Below are 18385 nucleotides of genomic sequence, written 5' to 3' on the forward strand. Positions count from 1 at the left end.
CGACGCCAGCGTGCGACCATGAGCCAAGCCACCAAGATCGTCGTCGGAACCGTCGGCATCGCCGCGATACTCGCGCTCGCGCTGATCGTCCAGACGCTCGCCTGATGTTCTCGGAACGCGACCTCCCCGAGGACCTCGCCGCCGTACGGGACGAGCTCGTCCCCGGCGCCGTCGTGCTGGACTGCGAGTCGGACTTCGAGACGCTCCCGCCCGCGCAGGCCGAGGACCTGGGACTGCTGGTCGACGAACTCGACCCCGCGACGTACTCCGAGGAGTGGATACCGGAGGACGCGCCCCAGCTGCTCCACCGCTACGCGGGGAGCGACTTCACCATCGGGATGCCGGGTGACGGCAGCGTCGCCTGGACCCGACAGACCGATCCCCCAGTGATACTGGTCAAGCCCCGCGTCGAGGGCGCCGGGGAGGACTTCGTCGACTTCCTGATCGGCGAGGCGCTGGTCGAACTCGGCGTCGATGCGCCGGAGCATTTCATCCAGTTCTTCCAGGAACGCTACCTCGAACTCGACGCCGCCGTCGAGTTAGATCCCAACAGCACGTACCAGATCGCCGCCGCGCTCTGCGACGCCTGGGTCGGACTCTTTACTCGCAACACGTTCGGCCAGTGGCGCGAGGACGGCTCGCGACTCGGCGCGGCCTGGGAAGATGCCGGCGAGCGGATCGAAGGGCGCCTGACGGACCTGCCGGCGGCGGTCGCGCAAGGCCAGACGGACTTCGCCGACGCGACCGAACTGGCCTGCAGCGGCATCAAGCACGGAAAAGAGCTGCCGGATCCGTTCGGGGCGCTCGACAACCGCGCGTACGCGAATCGGGGCGCCGACTACGCGGTGACGTGGGCCGAGAAGACGTTCGAGAAACTGTAGAGCGGCGTCAGAACTCGACGTCGGTCTCGCCGTCGGCGTCCAGGTCGATCACGCCGTCGAACTGCTCGCGGTAGGATTCGAGCACGTCCTCGGGGTGAACTTCCTTCGAGAGGTGAAAGAGGCCGACGGCGTCGTGTCCCGCCAGCAGTGCGAGCAGTTCGCCGACCGCCGCCTGGGTCTCTTCCTCGCCGGCGTAGTACGCCAGTTCCGTGATCGAGTCGAGACTGATCCGCACCTTGCCGTCGTGGGAGTCGAGGAACCGCTCGGTCTGCTCGATGATCCCGTCGAGGTCGTCGGGCGAGCTGACGTAGTGGACCGCGTCGCTCGATCGCCGCGAGTAGCCCCGCTCGACGCTGAGCGTGTCGAGGATCTCGGCTGACGTCTCGTCGACGTCGTAGTACTCCAGTTTCTGCTTGACTTCGCGGGCGGTCGTCCGCGTCGAGATGACCAGGAAGTGATCGGTGTCAGTCTTGAAAAAATCGGTGTCGATGCGGTCCGTCTCGCCGGTGCTCGGGTGCAGCAGCAGGACGCCGGTCCCGCCGGGAATCGTCTCCGGCGCGCCGTCTACCGCAAGCGAGTAGTCCATACGTGCCGAACACCCATCGGACGAACTTAAGGTTGCGGGTGGCGGATCGGGAGACGGTAGCAGGGAGCAGGCCGTCAGAGGACGCCGTCCTCTTCGAGCACGGTTTTGAGCCGGTCCATCGTCGCGACGACGACCTGGCAGTGAGGACGTACGGCGTCCTTCGGGACGAACCCGACCGATTTGCCGGCGACCCGCAGCATCGGCAGGTCGTTGGCGCCGTCGCCGACCGCGATCGTGTCGTCCATGTCGACGCCGACCTCCGACGCGAGATCCGCCAGCGCGGTGTCCTTGGTGCCCTCGATCAGCGGCCCCTCGACCTCGCCGGTGAGGTGGCCGTCCGCCATCGGCAGGCGGTTGGCGACGATCGTGTCGACCTCGACGTTCTCCCGCGCCAGCGCGGCCTCGACGCCGCGCTCGAAGCCGCCGGTGAGGACGGCGGTGTGGACGCCGGCGTCGTTGAGCGCCTCGATCAGGTCGGCGGCGCCCTGGCGGAGATACACCTGCCCGAACGCCTGCTCGGCGCGAGCCTCGGGGAGGTCCTCCAGCAGCGCGGCGCGCTCGCGCAGGCTGGTCGCGTAGTCGATCTCGTCGTTCATCGCCCGCTCGGTGATCGATTCCATCTGGTCGGCGACGTCGTACTGCTCGCCCAGCAGCACGGTCATCTCGGAGTCCGAGAGCGTGCCGTCGAAGTCGAACGCGACAAGCGTCATTGCTCTCGGGTTGGCGGAGCGGGGTTGAAAAACGTCCGCTTTCGGCGTCGAGCGGCGGCGCTCGATCGCGGATCCCGATCGCGGCGCGTCGGCATCGAGCGTCGGTCTCGGATGGGGTACGGCACTCGCTACCGAGCCCCGGCAACGCATTTCGGGGTTCGGACACAACTGGGGGTATGTCCAGACCTGACGTCGACGAGATCGTCGAGCCGGCGCCCGACGGCGCCGAGGTTCGACAGGACCTCCAGCAGGCACTGATCTCGGGAATCGCCATCATCGTCCCGTTCGTCGTGACGGTGCTGGTGTTGCTGTGGGCCTTCAACTTCGTGGCGAACGCGCTGTCGCCGCTGGTCGATCTGCTCGGCGTGTTCGGCCCGGCCTCCGAGATGCGGTCGCTCGTGCGGGAAGGCATCGCCGCGGCCGTCTTTCTCGGGTTGATCCTCGCTGTCGGACTGGCCGCCCAGCACGGCCCGAACACCGGGCTCGGCAGGCGCATCGACGCCGTCATGGGGGAGTTGCCGGGGATCGGCTCGATCTACAGCAGCGTCGACCGCATGAGCGAGGTGATGGTCGAGGGCGACACCGAGAGCTTCCGGGAGGTCAAGCTCGTGGAGTTCCCCCAGCAGGAGAGCTTCGCGATCGCGTTCCTGACCGCCGAGTCGCCGGCCGCCGTCGAGGACGCCGCGGGCTACGATGAGATGCAGACCCTGTTCGTCCCGATGGCGCCCAACCCCGTGATGGGCGGGCACCTGCTGAGCATCCCGACCGAGCGCATCCACGACGTCGATCTCACGGTCGAGGAGGGGATGCAGGCGATCGTCACGACGGGCATGGCGATCGACGAGAACGCCCACGACGAGCGGTAGCGTGACGGCACCGCTCACGAACCCGATCGCGCTCGCGCTGCTCCCGGCGGTGCTGTGGGGCCTGACGCCGATCTTCGACAAGCGCGGGATGGCCGCGGGCGGCGGTTCGGTCCAGGCGTCGCTGGTGGTCGTGATCGTCGAGGTCGCGTTCTACTGGACGGCGATCGCGGCGCTACGCGGCGGATCTGCCTTTTCGGGACTGACACCGGAGATCCTGGCGGTGTTCGTCGGCGCCGGCGTCGTCGGGACGGCGCTGGGCCGGATCGTCATCTTCGTCGGCGTCGACCGGGTGGGCGCGAGCCTCAACAACGCCGTCCTGAGTACGCGCCCGCTGTTCGCGACGCTGGTGGCGCTCGTCGCGCTGGGCGAGCCGGTCGGCCCGCTCACGATCGCCGGGATCGTCGTGCTGGTCGGCGGGCTCGCCGTGCTGACGATCTCGAAAGGGGGCGACCTGCAGGGCTGGGAGCCCCGCGACCTGGCGTGGCCGCTGGCGGCCGCCGCGACGTTCGGGGTCGCCAACGTCGCCCGCCGGTACGGGCTGCTGGAGTCGCCGATCACGGCGCTCGAAGCCGTCGCGCTCAACGAGACCGCCGGGATGATCGCGCTGGCGGCCTACGTCGTCGCCGCGCGGGGACGGGCGAACGTGCTGGCGCGGCCGCGAGAGACCTATGCGTACTTCGCTTCCAGCGGCCTGCTGACGACCGTCGCGATGCTGTCGCTGATGGCCGCACTCGGTCTCGAATCCGGACGGGTCGCGCTCGTCGATCCGCTGGTGGCGACCGCGCCGCTCTTCACCGTGATCTTCGCGGCCGCGCTGCTGCGCGAGTTCGAGCGCGTGACGAAGGGCGTCGTCGCCGGCGCCGCGCTGATCGTCGTCGGCGCCGCGCTGATCACGCTCTGAGCGGCGGGGCGACGCCGAAATCGCGTCGACTCGGCGACGCCGCCGCCACCGCGACCGCGACGCGGATCCGAGACGGACGCCGCCGCGACCGCGGCGTCGAGACGCCGCGTCGGCGCCCGAACGCCGGATCCGCTCGGTCGTCCCGATGAAGAAAGGGTTATCCCCGACCCCTCGCATCGAACTCGTATGAAGGTACTCGTGACCGACCCGATCGCGGACGCCGGCCTGGAGCGGCTCCGCGAGGCGGGCTACGAGGTAGAGACAGCCTACGACGTCGAGGGCGACGCCCTGCTGAACGCCGTCTCGGACGCCAACGGGATGATCGTCCGCTCGGGCACCGAGGTGACCGAGGAGGTGTTCGAGGCCGCCGAGGAGCTCGTCATCGTCGGGCGCGCGGGCATCGGCGTCGACAACATCGACATCGACGCCGCCACCGACCACGGCGTGATCGTCGCGAACGCGCCGGAGGGCAACGTCCGGGCGGCCGCCGAGCACACCGTCGCGATGGCGTTCGCGACGGCCCGCTCGATCCCGCAGGCCCACGCCCGCCTAAAGGGCGGCGAGTGGGCCAAGGGCGACTACCTCGGCACCGAGGTCAACAAGAAGACGCTGGGCGTCGTCGGGCTCGGTCGCGTCGGCCAGGAGGTCGCCAAGAAGCTCGACTCCCTGGGCATGGATCTGGTCGCCTACGACCCCTACATCAGCCAGGACCGGGCCGACCAGCTCGGCGCCGAGCTCGTCGACCTCGACGAGTGTCTCGAACGCGCGGACTTCCTGACCGTCCACGTCCCGCTGACCGACGAGACGGAGAACCTCATCAGCGACGAGGAGCTCGCCCAGCTCGAGGGGGGCTACCTCGTCAACTGCGCGCGCGGCGGCGTCGTCGACGAGGAAGCGCTCGCCGAGGCCGTCGACGACGGCGTCATGGCCGGCGCCGCGGTCGACGTGTTCGCCGAGGAGCCAGTCTCGCAGGACAACCCGCTGCTCGACGTCGAGGACGTCATCGTGACGCCCCACCTCGGCGCCAGCACCGAGGCCGCCCAGGAGAACGTCGCCGTCTCGACGGCCGACCAGGTCGTCGCCGCGTTCCGCGAGGAGCCGGTGATCAACGCGCTGAACGCCCCCTCGATCGACGAGAGCGCGTTCCCCCGCGTCGAGCCGTACCTCGAACTGGCCGACACCGCCGGCAAGATCGCCGCCCAGCTGCTGGGCGACCGCATCGCCGAGATCGAGGTGCGCTACGAGGGCGAGATCGCCGAGGAGGACGTCGAGCTGATCACCGCCAGCGCGCTCAAGGGCGTGTTCGAGCCCCTCGAGTGGCAGGTCAACGCGGTCAACGCGCCGAAGATCGCCGACGAGCGCGGCGTCGACGTCACCGAGACTAAGACCCGCCAGGCCGAGGACTTCCAGAGCCTGGTCACCGTCACGGCGAAGGACGGCGACAAAGAGATCAGCGTCGACGGGACGCTGTTCGCCGGGGACGATCCGCGGATCGTCCGGATCGACGGCTACCGCGTCGACGCGATCCCCTACGGCCACATGCTGGTCGCGCGCAACGAGGACGCCCCCGGCGTGATCGGCCACATCGGGAGCGTGCTCGGCGACTCCGACATCAACATCGCGGGGATGTTCAACGCCCGCGAGACGATCGGCGGCGAGGCCCTGTCGGTGTACAACCTCGACGGCCCCGTCCCGCAGGAGGTTCAGGACAGTCTGGAGGCCGACGAGCGCATCATCGAGGTGCGCCAGATCACCCTCGACGGGCGCGACGAGTAGCGACTGCCGACCGCGGGCCAGTTACCGTTCACCATCGCTTTTGGCGTTATCAACACCCCGTGAGACGTTCACAACGGGCGTCAGTGTTTTTACGGTGGGCTAAAAATAGGGTAGCTGACTATTGATGGCGTCCGATCGCGAACCGATGACCGTCCTCCTCGTCGACCCCGCCGACGCGATGGGCAGGGTCGAAGAGGCGCTCGTGGGCGAAGACCCGACGATCACCGTCGGGACGGTCGAGTCGCCCGCGGCGGTTTCCGAGACGGACGTAGATCCCGACTGTATCGTCGTCCTGGAGTACGAAGACGCCGGCGTCGACGGGATCGAACTGCTCCACGACGTCGAGGACCGCGTCGGGGACGTCCCGGTCGTCGTGTTCGTGATCGACCCCCGGGCCTATTTCACCCAGCGAGCGCTCGAGGAGGGCGCGGCAGACGTGCTCGCGGTCGGCACCGGCGGCAACCGGGAGTCCGACGAGGACTTTCCCCTCCTGCTGACCCGACGCGTCCGTCACGCCGCCGACATGGGCGAGTCGTTCCAGACCGACAGCGAGCTGTTGAACTCGGTGATGGAGTATCTCCCCCACCAGGTGTTCATCAAGGACGACGTCGGGCGGATCGCCGCGATGAGCAACGTGGCGATGCACGAACACGAGCCCACTCAGAAGGAGATCCAGGGGTTCACCGACCACGACCTGTTCGACACCGAACTCGGTCGCGAGCTCTACGAGGAAGAACAGGAGATCATGGAGACCGAGGAGCCGATCATCAACCGGGTCGAACACTACGTCGAGGACGGTCAGGACCACTGGGTGTCGACAACGAAGGCGCCCCGCTACGACAGCGACGGCGACGTCGTCGGCATCATCGGAACGGCCCGGGACGTCACCGAACAGAAGCGCCGCGAGGTGATGGTCAACGCCCTCCACGCCGCCAGCCGCGATCTGGTGACCGCCGAGACCCGCGACGACATCGCGGCGACGGCCGTCGACATCGCCGACGACATCCCCGACCTGCCGGTGCTGGAGGTCGTCCTGTACGACGACGAGGCGGAGCACCTCGAGACGGCGGCGACCGGCCACACCGACGAGTCCGCGTCCGTGTTCGAACGCTACGAGGAGTGGTTTCGCCGGGCCTACGAATCGGGCGTCGGCCAGTACGTCGTCTCGTTATCGGAGGACGATCCCGGCGCCGTCGTCGGCTACGCCAAGTCGGAGGTGACCGACGGCGTCGATCCGATCGCGGTCGCGCTCCCGCTGGGCGAGCACGGCGTGCTCGGCTTCGCCTCGACCAGCGGCACGTTCGACGACGCCGGCGTCGAACTCGCCGAAGTGCTGGCGGCCAACGTCGAGGCCACCCTCGACCGGGCGGCCCGCGAGGCGGCGATCCGCGAGCGCGAGCGCGAGCTCGCCCGCCAGAACGAGCGGTTAGAGGAGTTCGCCAGCATCGTCTCCCACGACCTGCGCAACCCGCTGTCGGTCGCGCAGGGGTATGCCGAGATGTTCGACGAGGACGACGACAGCGCCGAGGAGGTCCGCTGGGCGCTCGACCGGATGGACCGGCTGACCGACGAGCTGCTGACGCTGGCCCGACAGGGCCAGATCGTCGGCGACACCGAGAGCGTCTCGCTGTCGGGCGCGGCCTGGGACGCCTGGCAGGGCGTCGACACCGGCGCCGCGACGCTGGCCGTCGAGGACGACGTCGGAACGGTCGCCGCGGATCGCGACCGGCTGCTGGAGCTGCTGGAGAACCTCTTTCGGAACGCCGTCGAACACGGTTCGACGAGCCCTGACTCGCAGGCTCGTCAGGATGCGATCGAGCACGCCCACAGCGCCGACGATCCGGTCACCATCACGGTCGGCCCGCTAGAGTCCGGCTTTTTCGTCGAGGACGACGGCCCGGGGATCCCGGATAGCGAAAAAGAAACCGTCTTCGAGCAGGGCTACACCAACGCCGACGACGGCACGGGCTTCGGCCTCTACATCGTCCGGACGCTCGCCGACGCCCACGACTGGGCGGTCGAGCTCGCCGACGCCGATCCGACCGGCGCGCGCTTCGAGATCACCGGCGTCGAGCGCGGGAAACGCTCGCCCGGCGTCGACAGCGGGCACCCCACATGACCCGACGACGACGACCGTCGAACCGACCTGCGGGATCCGCCGTTACTGTTTTGAGTGAGACGTACGAACGGGTAGGAACTGAATTTGCGCGAGGGATCGCACGACAGAAATGAACGTACTTCTGATCGACCCGGTCGGCGATCTCCGCGAGGTCGAGCGGTCGCTCCGGGCCGAGGCCGACGACGTCACGGTCGAGACGGTGTCCGAACCGGCCGCGGTGGCCGACGCCGACGTCGAACCGGACTGCGCTGTCGTCCTCGATCACGACGAGGCCGGCGTCGACGGGCTCGAACAGCTGGAAGCGGCCAGAATCTACCTGCCGGACGTCCCGTTCCTGATCGTCGTTCGCGATCCAGACGACGGCGACATCAGGGCCGGCCTCGACGCCGGCGCGGCCGACGTGATCACCGCGGGCCCGGAGGTGCAGATCGACGAGGAGTTCCCGATCGCGGTCGTCCGGCGTATCCGCGACGTCGCCGGCGACGGCACCTCGTTCCAGACCGAGGGCGAGCAGCTGAACTCGCTGATGGAGTATCTCCCCCATCAGGTGTTCATCAAGGACGACACGGGCCGGATCGCGGACGCCAGCGCGGCCGCCGCCGAGGAGTACGGGTTCACCCGCGAGCAGATGATCGGGCTGACCGACTACGAACTGTTCCCGCCCTCGCACGCGGACTCCCTGTGGGAGGAAGAAAAGGCGATCATGGAGAACGAGGAACCGGTCATCAACAAAGTCGAACACTTCGTCGACGAAGCGGGTCGCGATCGCTGGATGTCGACGACGAAGGCGCCCCGCTACGACAGCGACGGCGACGTCGTCGGCATCATCGGGACGACCCGCGAGGTCACCGAACAGCACCGACAAGAGGAGATGATGAACGCGCTCCACGCCGCCAGCCGGGAGCTGGTCGCGACGGAGACCGCACGGGAGATCGCCGAGATCGCCGTCGACATCGCCGAGGAGATCCCCGACCTGCCGGTCGTCGAGGTGGCGCTGACCGACGACGCGGGCCTGGCGCCGGTCGCGAGCGGGCGAGGAGTGGACGACGAGGGAACGCCCGGCGAGTCGAGGGAAGCCGACTTCCCCGTCGAACCGGTCGACACTGACAGCCCGATCGAGTTGACGGAGGAGCTGCCCGACGCCGAAACGGCTGCGACCGACGCGTCCGACGCCGCGGTCGACGCGTCCGATGCAGACGACGCGGCCGGATCGACGGACGCGACGGAGGTCGCGCTCGTCGATCGATACGACGAGTGGTTCCGGCGGGCCTACGAGACGGGGCGGGCGCAGTTCATCGAGGATCGGCCGGACGAGACGGGCGAGGTTTCGGTCGTCGAGGCCGCCGGCGACGCGGGCGGCGACGTCGACGCCGATCCGGTGGCCGTGACCCTGCCGCTGGGCGAGCACGGCGTGCTGGGCTTCGCCTCGACCAGCGGCACGTTCAGCGAGTTCGGCGTCGAGCTCGCGGCGGTGCTGGCGGCGAACATGGAGGCGGCGCTCGACCGGGCGGCCCGCGAGGAGGCGCTCCGCGAGCGCGAGCGGGATCTGGCCAACCAGAACGAGCGGCTAGAGGAGTTCGCCAGCATCGTCTCCCACGACCTGCGCAACCCGCTGTCGGTCGCCCGGGGCTACCTCGGGCAGGTCGACGCCGACGAGGAGATCGTCGCGGAGATCGAGTGGGCGCTCGACCGGATGGACCGGCTGACCGACGAGCTGCTGACGCTGGCCCGACAGGGCCAGATCGTCGGCGAAACCGAGCGCGTCTCGCTGTCGCGGGTCGCCTACGACGCCTGGCAGGCGATCGACGGCGGCGCCGCGACACTCTCCGTCGAGGACGACGTGGGGTCGATCGAGTCAGACCCGGATCGGCTCGTCGAACTACTGGAGAACCTCTTTCGGAACGCCGTGGAACACGCGCACACTCCGGACGATCCCGTCACCGTCACGGTCGGACGGACGGAGACGGGCTTTTTCGTGGAAGACGACGGCCCGGGCATCCCCGACGACGAGAAAGGCAGCATCTTCGAGCAGGGATACACCAATTCCGATGACGGCACCGGCTTCGGCCTCTACATCGTCCGGACGCTCGCCGACGCCCACGGCTGGACCGTCGGGGTGACCGACGCCGAGGACGGCGGTGAGGGAACCGACGGGTCGCGATCCTCGGAAGACGAGCGAAGCGAGTCTTCCGGCGGCGCGCGCTTCGAGTTCGCGATCGAGCAGTCGGCGTAGAAGCGACAGCGGAGGGGGCCGGGGTCAGCGTCGGGCCAGCCAGTTCCGAACCGCGGTCAGGATTTTCGATCCGCGAGTCGCCGAGCCCGAATGAGGTTCCGCGGACTCGACGGGCGCGCGCTCGGCGGCCCTGCCGCCGCCGCGGCGCTCGGACAACAACGCCTCGTAGCGCTCGGTCACGCGCCGGCGCTCCTCGCGATCGTCTCTCAGTTTTCGTTCGAGCGCCGCTGCGCGCGCTCGCAGCAGCCGATTCTCGGTCCGGATCGCCGCCCGCGATCGCCGACCGTCAGCGTCGACGGTCGAGTTCGGCGCCGTCCCAGTGCGTTCGCCGATCGAGGGGCCATCCGTGCCATCGAGCGGGGTGTCGATCTGGCCGTCGAGAGAGGGGTCGTTGAGCGACATCGGACGACCGAAACCCACGAGATACTATAATGAAAAATTATGTGAGACGCGCGTCCGACGCGCGGCATCCGGCGGCGCAGCGGGGCAGTTGCGGGGACGAGAGTGCCCCCAATCGGCAGATCAGTCGAGGTGCTCTAGAACACCCTCAGTGTCGCCCGGCACCGGTTCGGGGTCGGCGCCCGCCGCCGCCGCGGCGTCGGGATCCTTCAGCAGGTGTCCGGTCGTCAGGCAGACGACGTTCTCGTCGGCGTCGACGACGCCGCGGTCGCGGAGCTTCCGGAGGCCCGCGATCGACGCCGCGCTGGCGGGTTCGACGCCGACGCCCTCCTCGGCGAGCGAGCGCTGGGCGTCGGTGATCCGCTCGTCGGAGACGGCGACGGCGGTGCCGTCGGTCTCGCGGATGCCGGGGATCGCCTTCGGCGCGTTGACCGGGTTGCCGATGCGGATGGCCGTCGCGCGCGTCTCGACGTCGTCCCAGCGGTGGATCTCGTCGTTGCCCTCCTCGATCGCCTCGACCATCGGCGCGGCGCCCTCGGCCTGGACGCCGGTGAGCTTGGGCACCTCCGTCTCGTCGAGTTCGCCGGCCTGGACGAGCTCGCGGAACGCCTTGTACAGCGCGCTGGTGTTGCCGGCGTTCCCCACGGGGAGCACGATCCGGTCGGGGAACTCGCCGGTACGAGACTTGCACTGCTCCAAGATTTCGAGGCCGATCGTCTTCTGGCCCTCCAGTCGGAAGGGGTTCAGCGAGTTCAGCAGGTACGCCTCGCCCATCCCCGCCAGATCCTGGACGATGTCGAGGCAGGTGTCGAAGTTGCCGTCGACTTCGAGGATCCGCGCGCCGTGAAGGCTCGCCTGCGCGACCTTTCCGGCGGCAACCTTCCCCGCCGGCAAGAGTACGAGCGTCTCCAGTTCCGAGCGGGCGCCGTAAGCGGCCAGCGCGGCGCTGGTGTTTCCAGTGGAAGCGCAGGCCAGCCGGTCGACGCCGAGTTCGCTGGCGACCTGCACGCCCACGGTCATGCCGCGATCCTTGAAGCTGCCCGTCGGGTTCATCCCCTCGTGTTTCACGTGGAGATGCTCGACGCCGGTCTCCTCTTCCAGATCGGGCACGGAGTACAGCGGCGTGTCGCCCTCCTGGATGGTGACGCCCATCTCGACGGGCAGGGCGTCGTCGTAGCGCCAGACGCCCCGGCCCTCGAAGTCGTCGAAGGTCGGCAGGTCGGCGTAACGCACCTCCAGCAGGCTGTCGCAGTCGGGACAGGTGTAGACGACGTCGTCGAACGGCGCGAGGACGTTGTCGCACTCGATACAGGCCAGCCAGACGCCGTCGTCGGCGACGTCCGGTGCGGCCTCGGCGGGCGCGTCGAGTTCGAGACTCATTGTCGGTGTGCAAGGGGCCCGGGGGGAAAAGAGAGCGGGTTTTGCGTCGGGGGTGTCACGCCGCGGCGTCGAGCGCGGCCTCCGAGATCGGCTCGACGCGGAACACGTAGTCGGAGTACGCCGCGTCGAGGTTCACCGGCGATTCCTCGTCCGTGTGGGCCCGGCAGAGGACGGTCTGGGCCTCGACGGGACCCTTCCCCGTGTCCTCGAGATACCGTTCGAGAACGACGAACGCGGCTCGCTCGTCGCAGCTCCGGCGGTCGCAGGTAGGATGTTCGGTTGCGTCGTCGGCCATACGAGAGTCTTCGTCGCGCAGCCCAAAGAAGGGTCGACCCCGCACAGTGAAGCGTCGGTTCGTGGACGTGTGACGCGTATGGGAGAGGAGACGGAGCGCGGAAGCGCGTTGGATCGGCGGACGTACCTCGCGGGAGTCGCCGGGACGAGCACCCTCACCGGCTGTCAGGGGTGGGACGACATCCCGGCGGAAGCCCAGAGGGGCGACGAGGGAGGCAGCGACTCGGACTTCGTGTGGCTCAGCGGCTCGCTGCTGGCCGACGCGCCGATCCGGGAGAACCTGCTCGCGTTCGCCGCCCGGCGCGATCTGGCGGCGATCCTCGCGATCCCGGATCCGAAGGCGTCGGGCGCGATCGAGAACCTCCGCGAGGGGCTCGCGACGGCCGACCGCTTCGACGTGCCCGCGTGGCTCCACGCCGGCGTGCTGACCGACGTGACCGCCGACGAGTTCGCCGCGAGCCGAGAGGCCCGCGAGCGCAACCTGAAAGGGATCCGGCGGGCGGTCGAGGCCTACGGCGAGTTCGAGGCGGGCGGGAAGCTCATCCCCTGGCAGGAGGCGCCGGTGATGGGCGGGTGGTCCGACGAAAAGTGGGACGACGAGGCCGTCGACAACCTCCGAACGTACGGCCCGGCCGTGTTCGCCGCCCAGCGGCGGGCCGCCCGCGAGATCGATCCCGAGATCGACGTGGGCGTGTTCGTCCACTTCCCCTACGTCGTCGACTCGAAGCAGCCCCACGTGTTCGCCCGCCTGCTGGACGACCTCCACCGCCAGGGGACCCCGCCCGACTTCGCGTTCGCGGACTACTACCGCGGCTGGTACGAGAAAGACGTCGGGCCCGAGCCCGCGAACGATGCGGTCCGGAGCCTCGTCTCGAACGCGAAAACGGGGCTCCGCGGCGGCGACGTCTACTACATGGGCCAGTCCCACACGATCAACCCGGGCCACACGCCGAGCCGGCAGTCGCTCCGGATGGACCACCGCGCGGCGCTCGACGCCGGCGCCGACGGCGTCGGCTGGTACGCCCGCACCGCGTACGTCCCGACCGAGCAGGGGTTCGATCCGCTGGTGCCCAATCCCGAAGGATCGGCCGCCGCGGGCCAACAGCGAGCGAGCACGTTCACCGTCGCCCGCGACCGCTACCGGTACGCGTGGGCCGCGACGGCCGACGCCAGGGCCGCGATGGGGGGTGCCGGCGCCGCGCCGGGGGACGCCAGCGACGGTACGGCGTCCGCACGAAGCGAGGACGCCGACGACCGGTTCGACCTCTGGCTGCGCTGTCCCGACGCCGGCTTCTACGATCACCGAATCAGACTCCGGAGCGGTGCGGACGACGGAGACTGGCGCTTCGTCGGCGACGTCGGGACGTATCTCGACGGCGCCGCGCCGTACGCCGACGCCGGCGCCGAGACGATCCGGGCGCTCGGCCGCGAGCGGTATCTCGACGGCGATCGGCTCGACATCGAGATCGAAACCGGCGCGGACGCCGACGCGACGCCGCTCGTCGAGGCCGTGGTCGTCCCGTCCGATCCGGCCGCGCACCTCACGGACGCCGACGTCGCTGCGACGATGCAGGCGGGCGAGCACTCCGCGGCCGCGCTGGGGCGCGAGCGCGTCGACCGCCGGCTCGCGCCGGGCGAGACGGTGCGGTTCTCGGTCCCGGTCGACGCCGACGGCGGCGGGTCGGTGGGCGCGCTACTGGGCGAGGAGCGGGCGAGCCTGCGCCGCCGGCTCGCGGACGCCGAAGCGGCCGAGGCGGAGCGTCCGATCGCCCCGGGAGACCGATTCGACCTGTGGGTCCTCGGCGACGGGCTGCCGGACGCCGAGACGGTCGGCGCCGAACTCCGCGTCGGCAACCTGACTCGGCCCGGCGAGGCCGCGTTCGTGTCGACGGGGTCGCCGGACGCGGTCCTGTTCAGCGGCATCGACCGTGAGGTGCTGTTCGGAGACGGCGCGGCCGCGGGGTGGTCCGGGAGCGGAGAGAGCGCGGACAGCAGCCGCCCGGCGTGGCTCGACGGCGTCGGGGCGGTCGTCGCGATGCCGTACTTCGGGAGCGGGAACGTCGTGACGCCCGCGCGGGCGGCGGAGCTGTTCGCTCGGCAGCCGGGAGAAGTGCGTACGTACGCGTTGGCGGTCGCGTCGACGCCGTAGCGGAGCGTCCCGACCACAAAATCCGGCGCGGCGTCTCGACGCCGCGGCGAGGGGGCGCCGGGTCAGCAGTCGTCGGGGAACTCGTCGATCGCGCTGTGGACGGTCTCGGACCAGGCGTCGAGCGCGTCGTGGAGCAACTCCTTGGCCTCCGGTAGCGGAACGGCCGTGTACTGGTAGACGAACCCGCCCGAATCGAGCAGGCGGCGCTCGCGTTCGACGAGGCCGGCCTCGAGCAGCGTCGACAGCGACCGGTTGACGTTGCTCCGGTCGCGCTCCAGGGCGTCGGCCAGCTCCTCGACGGTGCTGCCCGGGCGGTCGTGTAGCGCGAGGTAGGTGCGGGTCTCGTGGTCCTGGATGCCGAACACGCAGGTCATCACGTCCTCGAAGGCCGGATCGGCGTTCTCCATCAGGGAGACCATGTCCGGCTGGGCGGCGTCGCTCATGGGAACGTATGGGACACCGAGAACGATAAAACCGGCTACACGCCGCCAGCGTGCAATCGCGCGGTCGGAGAAGCTACTCCTCCGCCCCGTACCCGTTTTTCAGGATGCACTCGCGCATCCCGTCGGACGACTCGTGTCGGTGCAGCGTCGTCGGCGTGTCGCAGTAGTAGACGTCGCCGTCGTGGCGCAGCGTCACCTCGTGGGACCCGCCGAACATCTCCGTCTCGACGACGACCCGGCGGCCGTCCTCGAGGGCGTCGAGCAGTTCCTCGGCCGATCGCTCGCCCGCGGCGACGCGGAGTGGCTCTGCCATCGACGGGCGTACGTTGTCGACCCACCTTACTGTATGGAAATCGAACGGCGGTCCGGAAGCCGCCAGCGCGTCCGTTCGGACGCCGCTCGCGGGGCTCCGCCGACGGGACGTTTGAATTGCTCCGCGATCGGAAAATATCAACTCCATCCTTATACATAGAATGAGACATATTAATTACCGTCGGCAACAGATCGGGAAACACCGATGAGTACGGACCGCGAGGACGACGGCGGGGACGAGGCGAGCGCCCGCCCCTTCCGCTGCGGGGCGTGCCGGCAGGTGTTCCGAACCTGTCACGACCCGTCGCTCGTCCACTGCCCGATCTGCGGATCCCGCGACGTGCGCCCGGTGACTGACGAGGAGTAGTCCCCAGTGACGGGGCGAGCGGTGCCGGTAGCGGAGATGCGTCTCTAGTTCTGGGCGACGAACCCGATCGGAATAGCGAAACCGCGACCCCGAACGCAGCCTTTAAATATTGATTGACCACTCAATCAACTATGACCACCGGGGACGAGATCGTCGACGCCACGTTCACGGCGCTGTACGAGCACGGCTACGCCGACCTGACGATGGCGGCGATCGGCGAGGAGTTCGACAAGAGCACGTCGCTGATCCACTACCACTTCGACTCGAAGGAGGACCTGCTGGCGACCTGCCTGGAGACGATTCTGGACGACTTTCTCGACGACCTCGAGGACGATCCGGACGCCGATCCCGCCGATCGCCTGCTCCGGCTGGCCGAGCTGGTCGTCGGGGGCACCGGCGACAACGGCGTCGACGAGTTCCACACCGCTCTCCTGGAGCTCCGGGCGCAGGCGCCCTACGACGAGGCGCTCCGCGAGCAGCTCGCGCGCAACGACGCCGTCTGGCGCGAGCACATCGCTGATATCGTCCGCGACGGCATCGAACAGGGCCGATTCCGCGAGGTCGATCCCGAGCACTTCGCCGCCCTCTTTCGCTCGGCGATCGAGGGCGCCCAGTCCCACAACGTGATCCTCGGCGAGGACGCCCCCTGCGAGGAGGCGATAGCCGGGATCGAGGAGCTGCTGATCCGGGAGCTGCTGGTCGAGGACGAGCGAACGGGGGACGCCGCGGCGTGAGAGTGAATCGTCGTCCCGCCACCGTCGAGCAGCGGCCGCCCGCGTCGGGTGATCGCCGTGCCTGAGGACCGCTCGGTCGAGCTCACCGAGGGGCCGATGCTGAAGCCGCTGCTGTCGCTGACGCTCCCGATCGTCGCCTCGCAGCTGCTACAGGTCACGTACAACCTCGTCGACACGTTCTTCGTCGGCCGTCTGGGCGCCGACCCGGTCGCCGCACTCGGGTTCGCGCTGCCCTTCTCGTTCCTGATGATCAGCCTCGGGAGCGGGCTGACCGTCGCCGGCACCGTGCTGGTCGCCCAGCACAAGGGCGCCGGCAACGAGGACCGGGTCGCCAGCGTCGCCGGTCAGACGATCACGTTCGTCTCGCTGACCTCGGTGGCGCTCGCGGCGCTGGGCTACGCGCTCGCGCCGACCTTGCTGCCGGTCGTCGGCACCGAACCGGGCACGGTCGTCCACGCACTGGCGGTCGAGTACACGCGCACGTTCTTCGTCGGCGTCGTGTTCATGTTCGGCTTCTTCATCTTCCAGGCGGTCCTGCGGGGCTGGGGCGACACGACGACGCCGCTGTACCTGATGGGCGTCAGCGTCGCGCTCAACATCGTGCTCGACCCGTTCCTGATCCTCGGGTTCGACGGCAACCCGCTGTTCGCGTGGGCCGGCCTCGAAGGGCTAGAGGCCGCGCTGTTCGACGCGACCGGCTTCACCGGCTTCGGCGTCCAGGGCGCCGCGGTCGCCACCGTCTTCTCGCGCGGCGTCGCGGCGATGATCGGACTCTGGATGCTGTTCACCGGCCGCGTCGGCATCTCGCTGGCGCTGTCGGACCTGAAACCGGAGCTCTCGGTCGTCCGCAAGATCCTCGACGTCGGCGGCCCCTCCGGGCTCGAAAAGAGCGCTGAATCGCTGGCCTACACCGGGATGACGGCGCTGGTCGGCCTCGTGAGCGCCGACGCCGTCGCCGCCTACGGCATCGGCAACCGGATCAACACGCTGGTCTACCTCCCGGCGGTCGGCCTCGCGCAGGGCACCGAGACGGCCGTCGGCCAGAACCTCGGCGCCGGGAAGAACGACCGGGCGCGCACGGCCGTCCTGCTGAGTGCCGGTATCATCGTCAGCGTCCTCTCGGTGTTTAGCCTTCTTGCGTTCCTCTTCGCCGAGCCGCTCGTCCGGGTGTTCATTCGGGGCGAGGACGCCGCGACGGTCGTCGCGATGGGGACGGACTACTTCAAGATCATCGGCCCGACGTACGTGTTCATGGGCCTGTTTCACGTGCTCAACGCCGGGTTCCGGGGCGCCGGCAGCACCCGTACCGCGTTCATCTTCTCGACGCTCTCCCAGTGGGGGCTGCGCATCCCGCCGACGCTCGCGTTCGTCGCGCTGCTTGGGATGGGCGCGACCGGCGTCTGGTGGGGCATCGCCTTTTCCCACGTCGCCGCGGCGGTGCTCGTCGGGACCTGGTTCCTCGTCGGCAACTGGGACCAGCGCGTCGTCGAGGACGACGAAGACGCGCCGGAGACGGCCGCTCCCGAGACCGACGACGCCGCGGCGGCCGACGACTGACGCCGCGGCGCCGGTGCCGCCATGTTGTTTTGATCCATAATTACCGACTGGCTACGGATAGTTGAACGGTCGTCCAGGCGCTAACTATAAGTTATATTAACTATGGTTCACGACAACTGTCGTCACAGTATGGGTTTCCAGGATCGCATCCGAAAATCGCTCACGGGCGGCGGCGACAGCTCCGACCCCCCGGAGTACCGCTGCAACGGCTGCCAGGGACGGTTCAACTCGAACCGGTCGCCGAGACACGCGCGCTGCCCGGAGTGTGACTCGGACGACGTCGAACTCCTGGCGAACCCCGACCGCGCCGAGGGCTCGCACCCGCTGGATCCGCGGTCGAACGACGACGCAGGCGACAGCGTCGACGCCGAGTCGGTCCAGTCGGACGCCGCTGCGGAAGCGTCGACCGGCGAAGAGGCGGCGCCGAGCACTGCACCGGACACGACGGACGCCGCGGCGGAGACGGCGTCCGGCGGTGCAACTGACGAATCCGACGACGCAACAACTGACGGGCCGGGCGACGACGAGGCGGCGGTCGTCAGCGAACTGATGACGACCGGACAGTACCGGTGCCAGGACTGTCGCGAAGCGTTCAATCAGGACGGTCCCGATCTCGTCTGCCCGGACTGCGGCTCGACCGACATCAAAGAGCGATTCTAGCGCGATCGAGTTTCGGCG

The 18385-nt window shown here is 69.2% G+C and carries 19 protein-coding genes; 12 read left to right on the forward strand and 7 right to left on the reverse strand.

The genetic code is table 11. The annotated features are described in order from the left end of the window. The first annotated feature begins 18 nt into the window (after nucleotides 1–18). Both ABDZ81_RS18140 and ABDZ81_RS05795 read left to right on the forward strand, forming a co-directional pair. On the forward strand, nucleotides 19–105 hold the full coding sequence (locus ABDZ81_RS18140; protein ID WP_425541902.1) for an adenosine deaminase: 87 nt from the start codon (nucleotides 19–21) through the stop codon (nucleotides 103–105). Continuing rightward, nucleotides 105–881: a DUF7089 family protein gene (locus ABDZ81_RS05795; RefSeq protein WP_343772949.1), complete on the forward strand. Its 777-nt coding sequence runs from the start codon at nucleotides 105–107 to the stop codon at nucleotides 879–881. Before ABDZ81_RS18140 ends, ABDZ81_RS05795 begins: the two co-directional genes overlap by 1 nt. A 7-nt stretch (nucleotides 882–888) precedes the next feature. Here the strand turns inward: ABDZ81_RS05795 and ABDZ81_RS05800 are convergent, their stop codons facing one another. Both ABDZ81_RS05800 and serB read right to left on the reverse strand, forming a co-directional pair. After that, a complete protein-coding gene (locus ABDZ81_RS05800) occupies nucleotides 889–1467 on the reverse strand; it encodes a DUF7090 family protein (RefSeq protein ID WP_343772950.1) in 579 nt (192 codons plus the stop codon). Between the two features lie 74 nt (nucleotides 1468–1541). Next, a complete protein-coding gene (gene serB, locus ABDZ81_RS05805) occupies nucleotides 1542–2177 on the reverse strand; it encodes a phosphoserine phosphatase SerB (protein WP_343772951.1) in 636 nt (211 codons plus the stop codon). 176 nt (nucleotides 2178–2353) lie between these two features. Here serB and ABDZ81_RS05810 point away from each other — a divergent pair, with 176 nt between their 5' ends. The 5 genes from ABDZ81_RS05810 (at nucleotide 2354) to ABDZ81_RS05830 (ending at nucleotide 10072) form a co-directional block, all read left to right on the forward strand. Then, nucleotides 2354–3043, forward strand: a complete 690-nt coding sequence (locus ABDZ81_RS05810) for a DUF502 domain-containing protein (protein ID WP_343772953.1) — start codon at nucleotides 2354–2356, stop codon at nucleotides 3041–3043. A gap of 1 nt (nucleotide 3044) precedes the next feature. After that, a complete protein-coding gene (locus tag ABDZ81_RS05815) occupies nucleotides 3045–3944 on the forward strand; it encodes an EamA family transporter (RefSeq protein ID WP_343772954.1) in 900 nt (299 codons plus the stop codon). A gap of 186 nt (nucleotides 3945–4130) precedes the next feature. Next, nucleotides 4131–5720, forward strand: coding sequence for a phosphoglycerate dehydrogenase (gene serA / locus ABDZ81_RS05820; RefSeq protein ID WP_343772955.1), 1590 nt, complete (start codon nucleotides 4131–4133; stop codon nucleotides 5718–5720). Between the two features lie 124 nt (nucleotides 5721–5844). Further along, nucleotides 5845–7839, forward strand: coding sequence for a PAS domain-containing sensor histidine kinase (locus ABDZ81_RS05825; protein ID WP_343772956.1), 1995 nt, complete (start codon nucleotides 5845–5847; stop codon nucleotides 7837–7839). Nucleotides 7840–7948: 109 nt separating this feature from the next. Next, nucleotides 7949–10072: a PAS domain-containing protein gene (locus tag ABDZ81_RS05830; protein ID WP_343772957.1), complete on the forward strand. Its 2124-nt coding sequence runs from the start codon at nucleotides 7949–7951 to the stop codon at nucleotides 10070–10072. A gap of 24 nt (nucleotides 10073–10096) precedes the next feature. On the opposite strand, the gene ABDZ81_RS05835 is transcribed toward ABDZ81_RS05830, so the two are convergent. The 3 genes from ABDZ81_RS05835 to ABDZ81_RS05845 all read right to left on the reverse strand — a co-directional run bounded on the left by ABDZ81_RS05835 (nucleotide 10097) and on the right by ABDZ81_RS05845 (nucleotide 12146). Then, the gene (locus ABDZ81_RS05835; RefSeq protein WP_343772958.1) at nucleotides 10097–10474 is read right to left on the reverse strand and encodes a hypothetical protein; all 378 of its coding nucleotides are present in this window, start codon (nucleotides 10472–10474) and stop codon (nucleotides 10097–10099) included. 120 nt (nucleotides 10475–10594) lie between these two features. Next, the gene (gene thrC / locus ABDZ81_RS05840; protein ID WP_343772959.1) at nucleotides 10595–11851 is read right to left on the reverse strand and encodes a threonine synthase; all 1257 of its coding nucleotides are present in this window, start codon (nucleotides 11849–11851) and stop codon (nucleotides 10595–10597) included. Nucleotides 11852–11906: 55 nt separating this feature from the next. Further along, nucleotides 11907–12146: a hypothetical protein gene (locus ABDZ81_RS05845; RefSeq protein WP_343772960.1), complete on the reverse strand. Its 240-nt coding sequence runs from the start codon at nucleotides 12144–12146 to the stop codon at nucleotides 11907–11909. Between the two features lie 78 nt (nucleotides 12147–12224). Between ABDZ81_RS05845 and ABDZ81_RS05850 the strand changes: the two genes are divergently transcribed. Beyond that, nucleotides 12225–14294: a hypothetical protein gene (locus ABDZ81_RS05850; RefSeq protein WP_343772961.1), complete on the forward strand. Its 2070-nt coding sequence runs from the start codon at nucleotides 12225–12227 to the stop codon at nucleotides 14292–14294. 62 nt (nucleotides 14295–14356) lie between these two features. On the opposite strand, the gene ABDZ81_RS05855 is transcribed toward ABDZ81_RS05850, so the two are convergent. Both ABDZ81_RS05855 and ABDZ81_RS05860 read right to left on the reverse strand, forming a co-directional pair. Then, nucleotides 14357–14737 (reverse strand): helix-turn-helix domain-containing protein, encoded by a 381-nt coding sequence (locus ABDZ81_RS05855; protein ID WP_343772962.1) that lies wholly within the window; start codon nucleotides 14735–14737, stop codon nucleotides 14357–14359. A 73-nt stretch (nucleotides 14738–14810) separates the two neighbouring features. Then, entirely contained in the window at nucleotides 14811–15050 is a 240-nt protein-coding gene (locus ABDZ81_RS05860) for a DUF8001 family protein (RefSeq protein ID WP_343772963.1), read from the reverse strand. 204 nt (nucleotides 15051–15254) lie between these two features. Between ABDZ81_RS05860 and ABDZ81_RS05865 the strand changes: the two genes are divergently transcribed. From ABDZ81_RS05865 to ABDZ81_RS05880, 4 genes are all read left to right on the forward strand, one after another. Then, entirely contained in the window at nucleotides 15255–15416 is a 162-nt protein-coding gene (locus tag ABDZ81_RS05865; protein ID WP_343772964.1) for a hypothetical protein, read from the forward strand. 131 nt (nucleotides 15417–15547) lie between these two features. Continuing rightward, on the forward strand, nucleotides 15548–16150 hold the full coding sequence (locus ABDZ81_RS05870; RefSeq protein ID WP_343772965.1) for a TetR/AcrR family transcriptional regulator: 603 nt from the start codon (nucleotides 15548–15550) through the stop codon (nucleotides 16148–16150). Between the two features lie 96 nt (nucleotides 16151–16246). Then, nucleotides 16247–17707 (forward strand): MATE family efflux transporter, encoded by a 1461-nt coding sequence (locus ABDZ81_RS05875; RefSeq protein ID WP_343773374.1) that lies wholly within the window; start codon nucleotides 16247–16249, stop codon nucleotides 17705–17707. Between the two features lie 129 nt (nucleotides 17708–17836). After that, on the forward strand, nucleotides 17837–18367 hold the full coding sequence (locus tag ABDZ81_RS05880; RefSeq protein WP_343772966.1) for a hypothetical protein: 531 nt from the start codon (nucleotides 17837–17839) through the stop codon (nucleotides 18365–18367). Nucleotides 18368–18385: the final 18 nt, after the last annotated feature.

Source organism: Natronoarchaeum mannanilyticum (assembly GCF_039522665.1).
GTDB classification, from domain to species: Archaea; Halobacteriota; Halobacteria; order Halobacteriales; family Natronoarchaeaceae; genus Natronoarchaeum; species Natronoarchaeum mannanilyticum.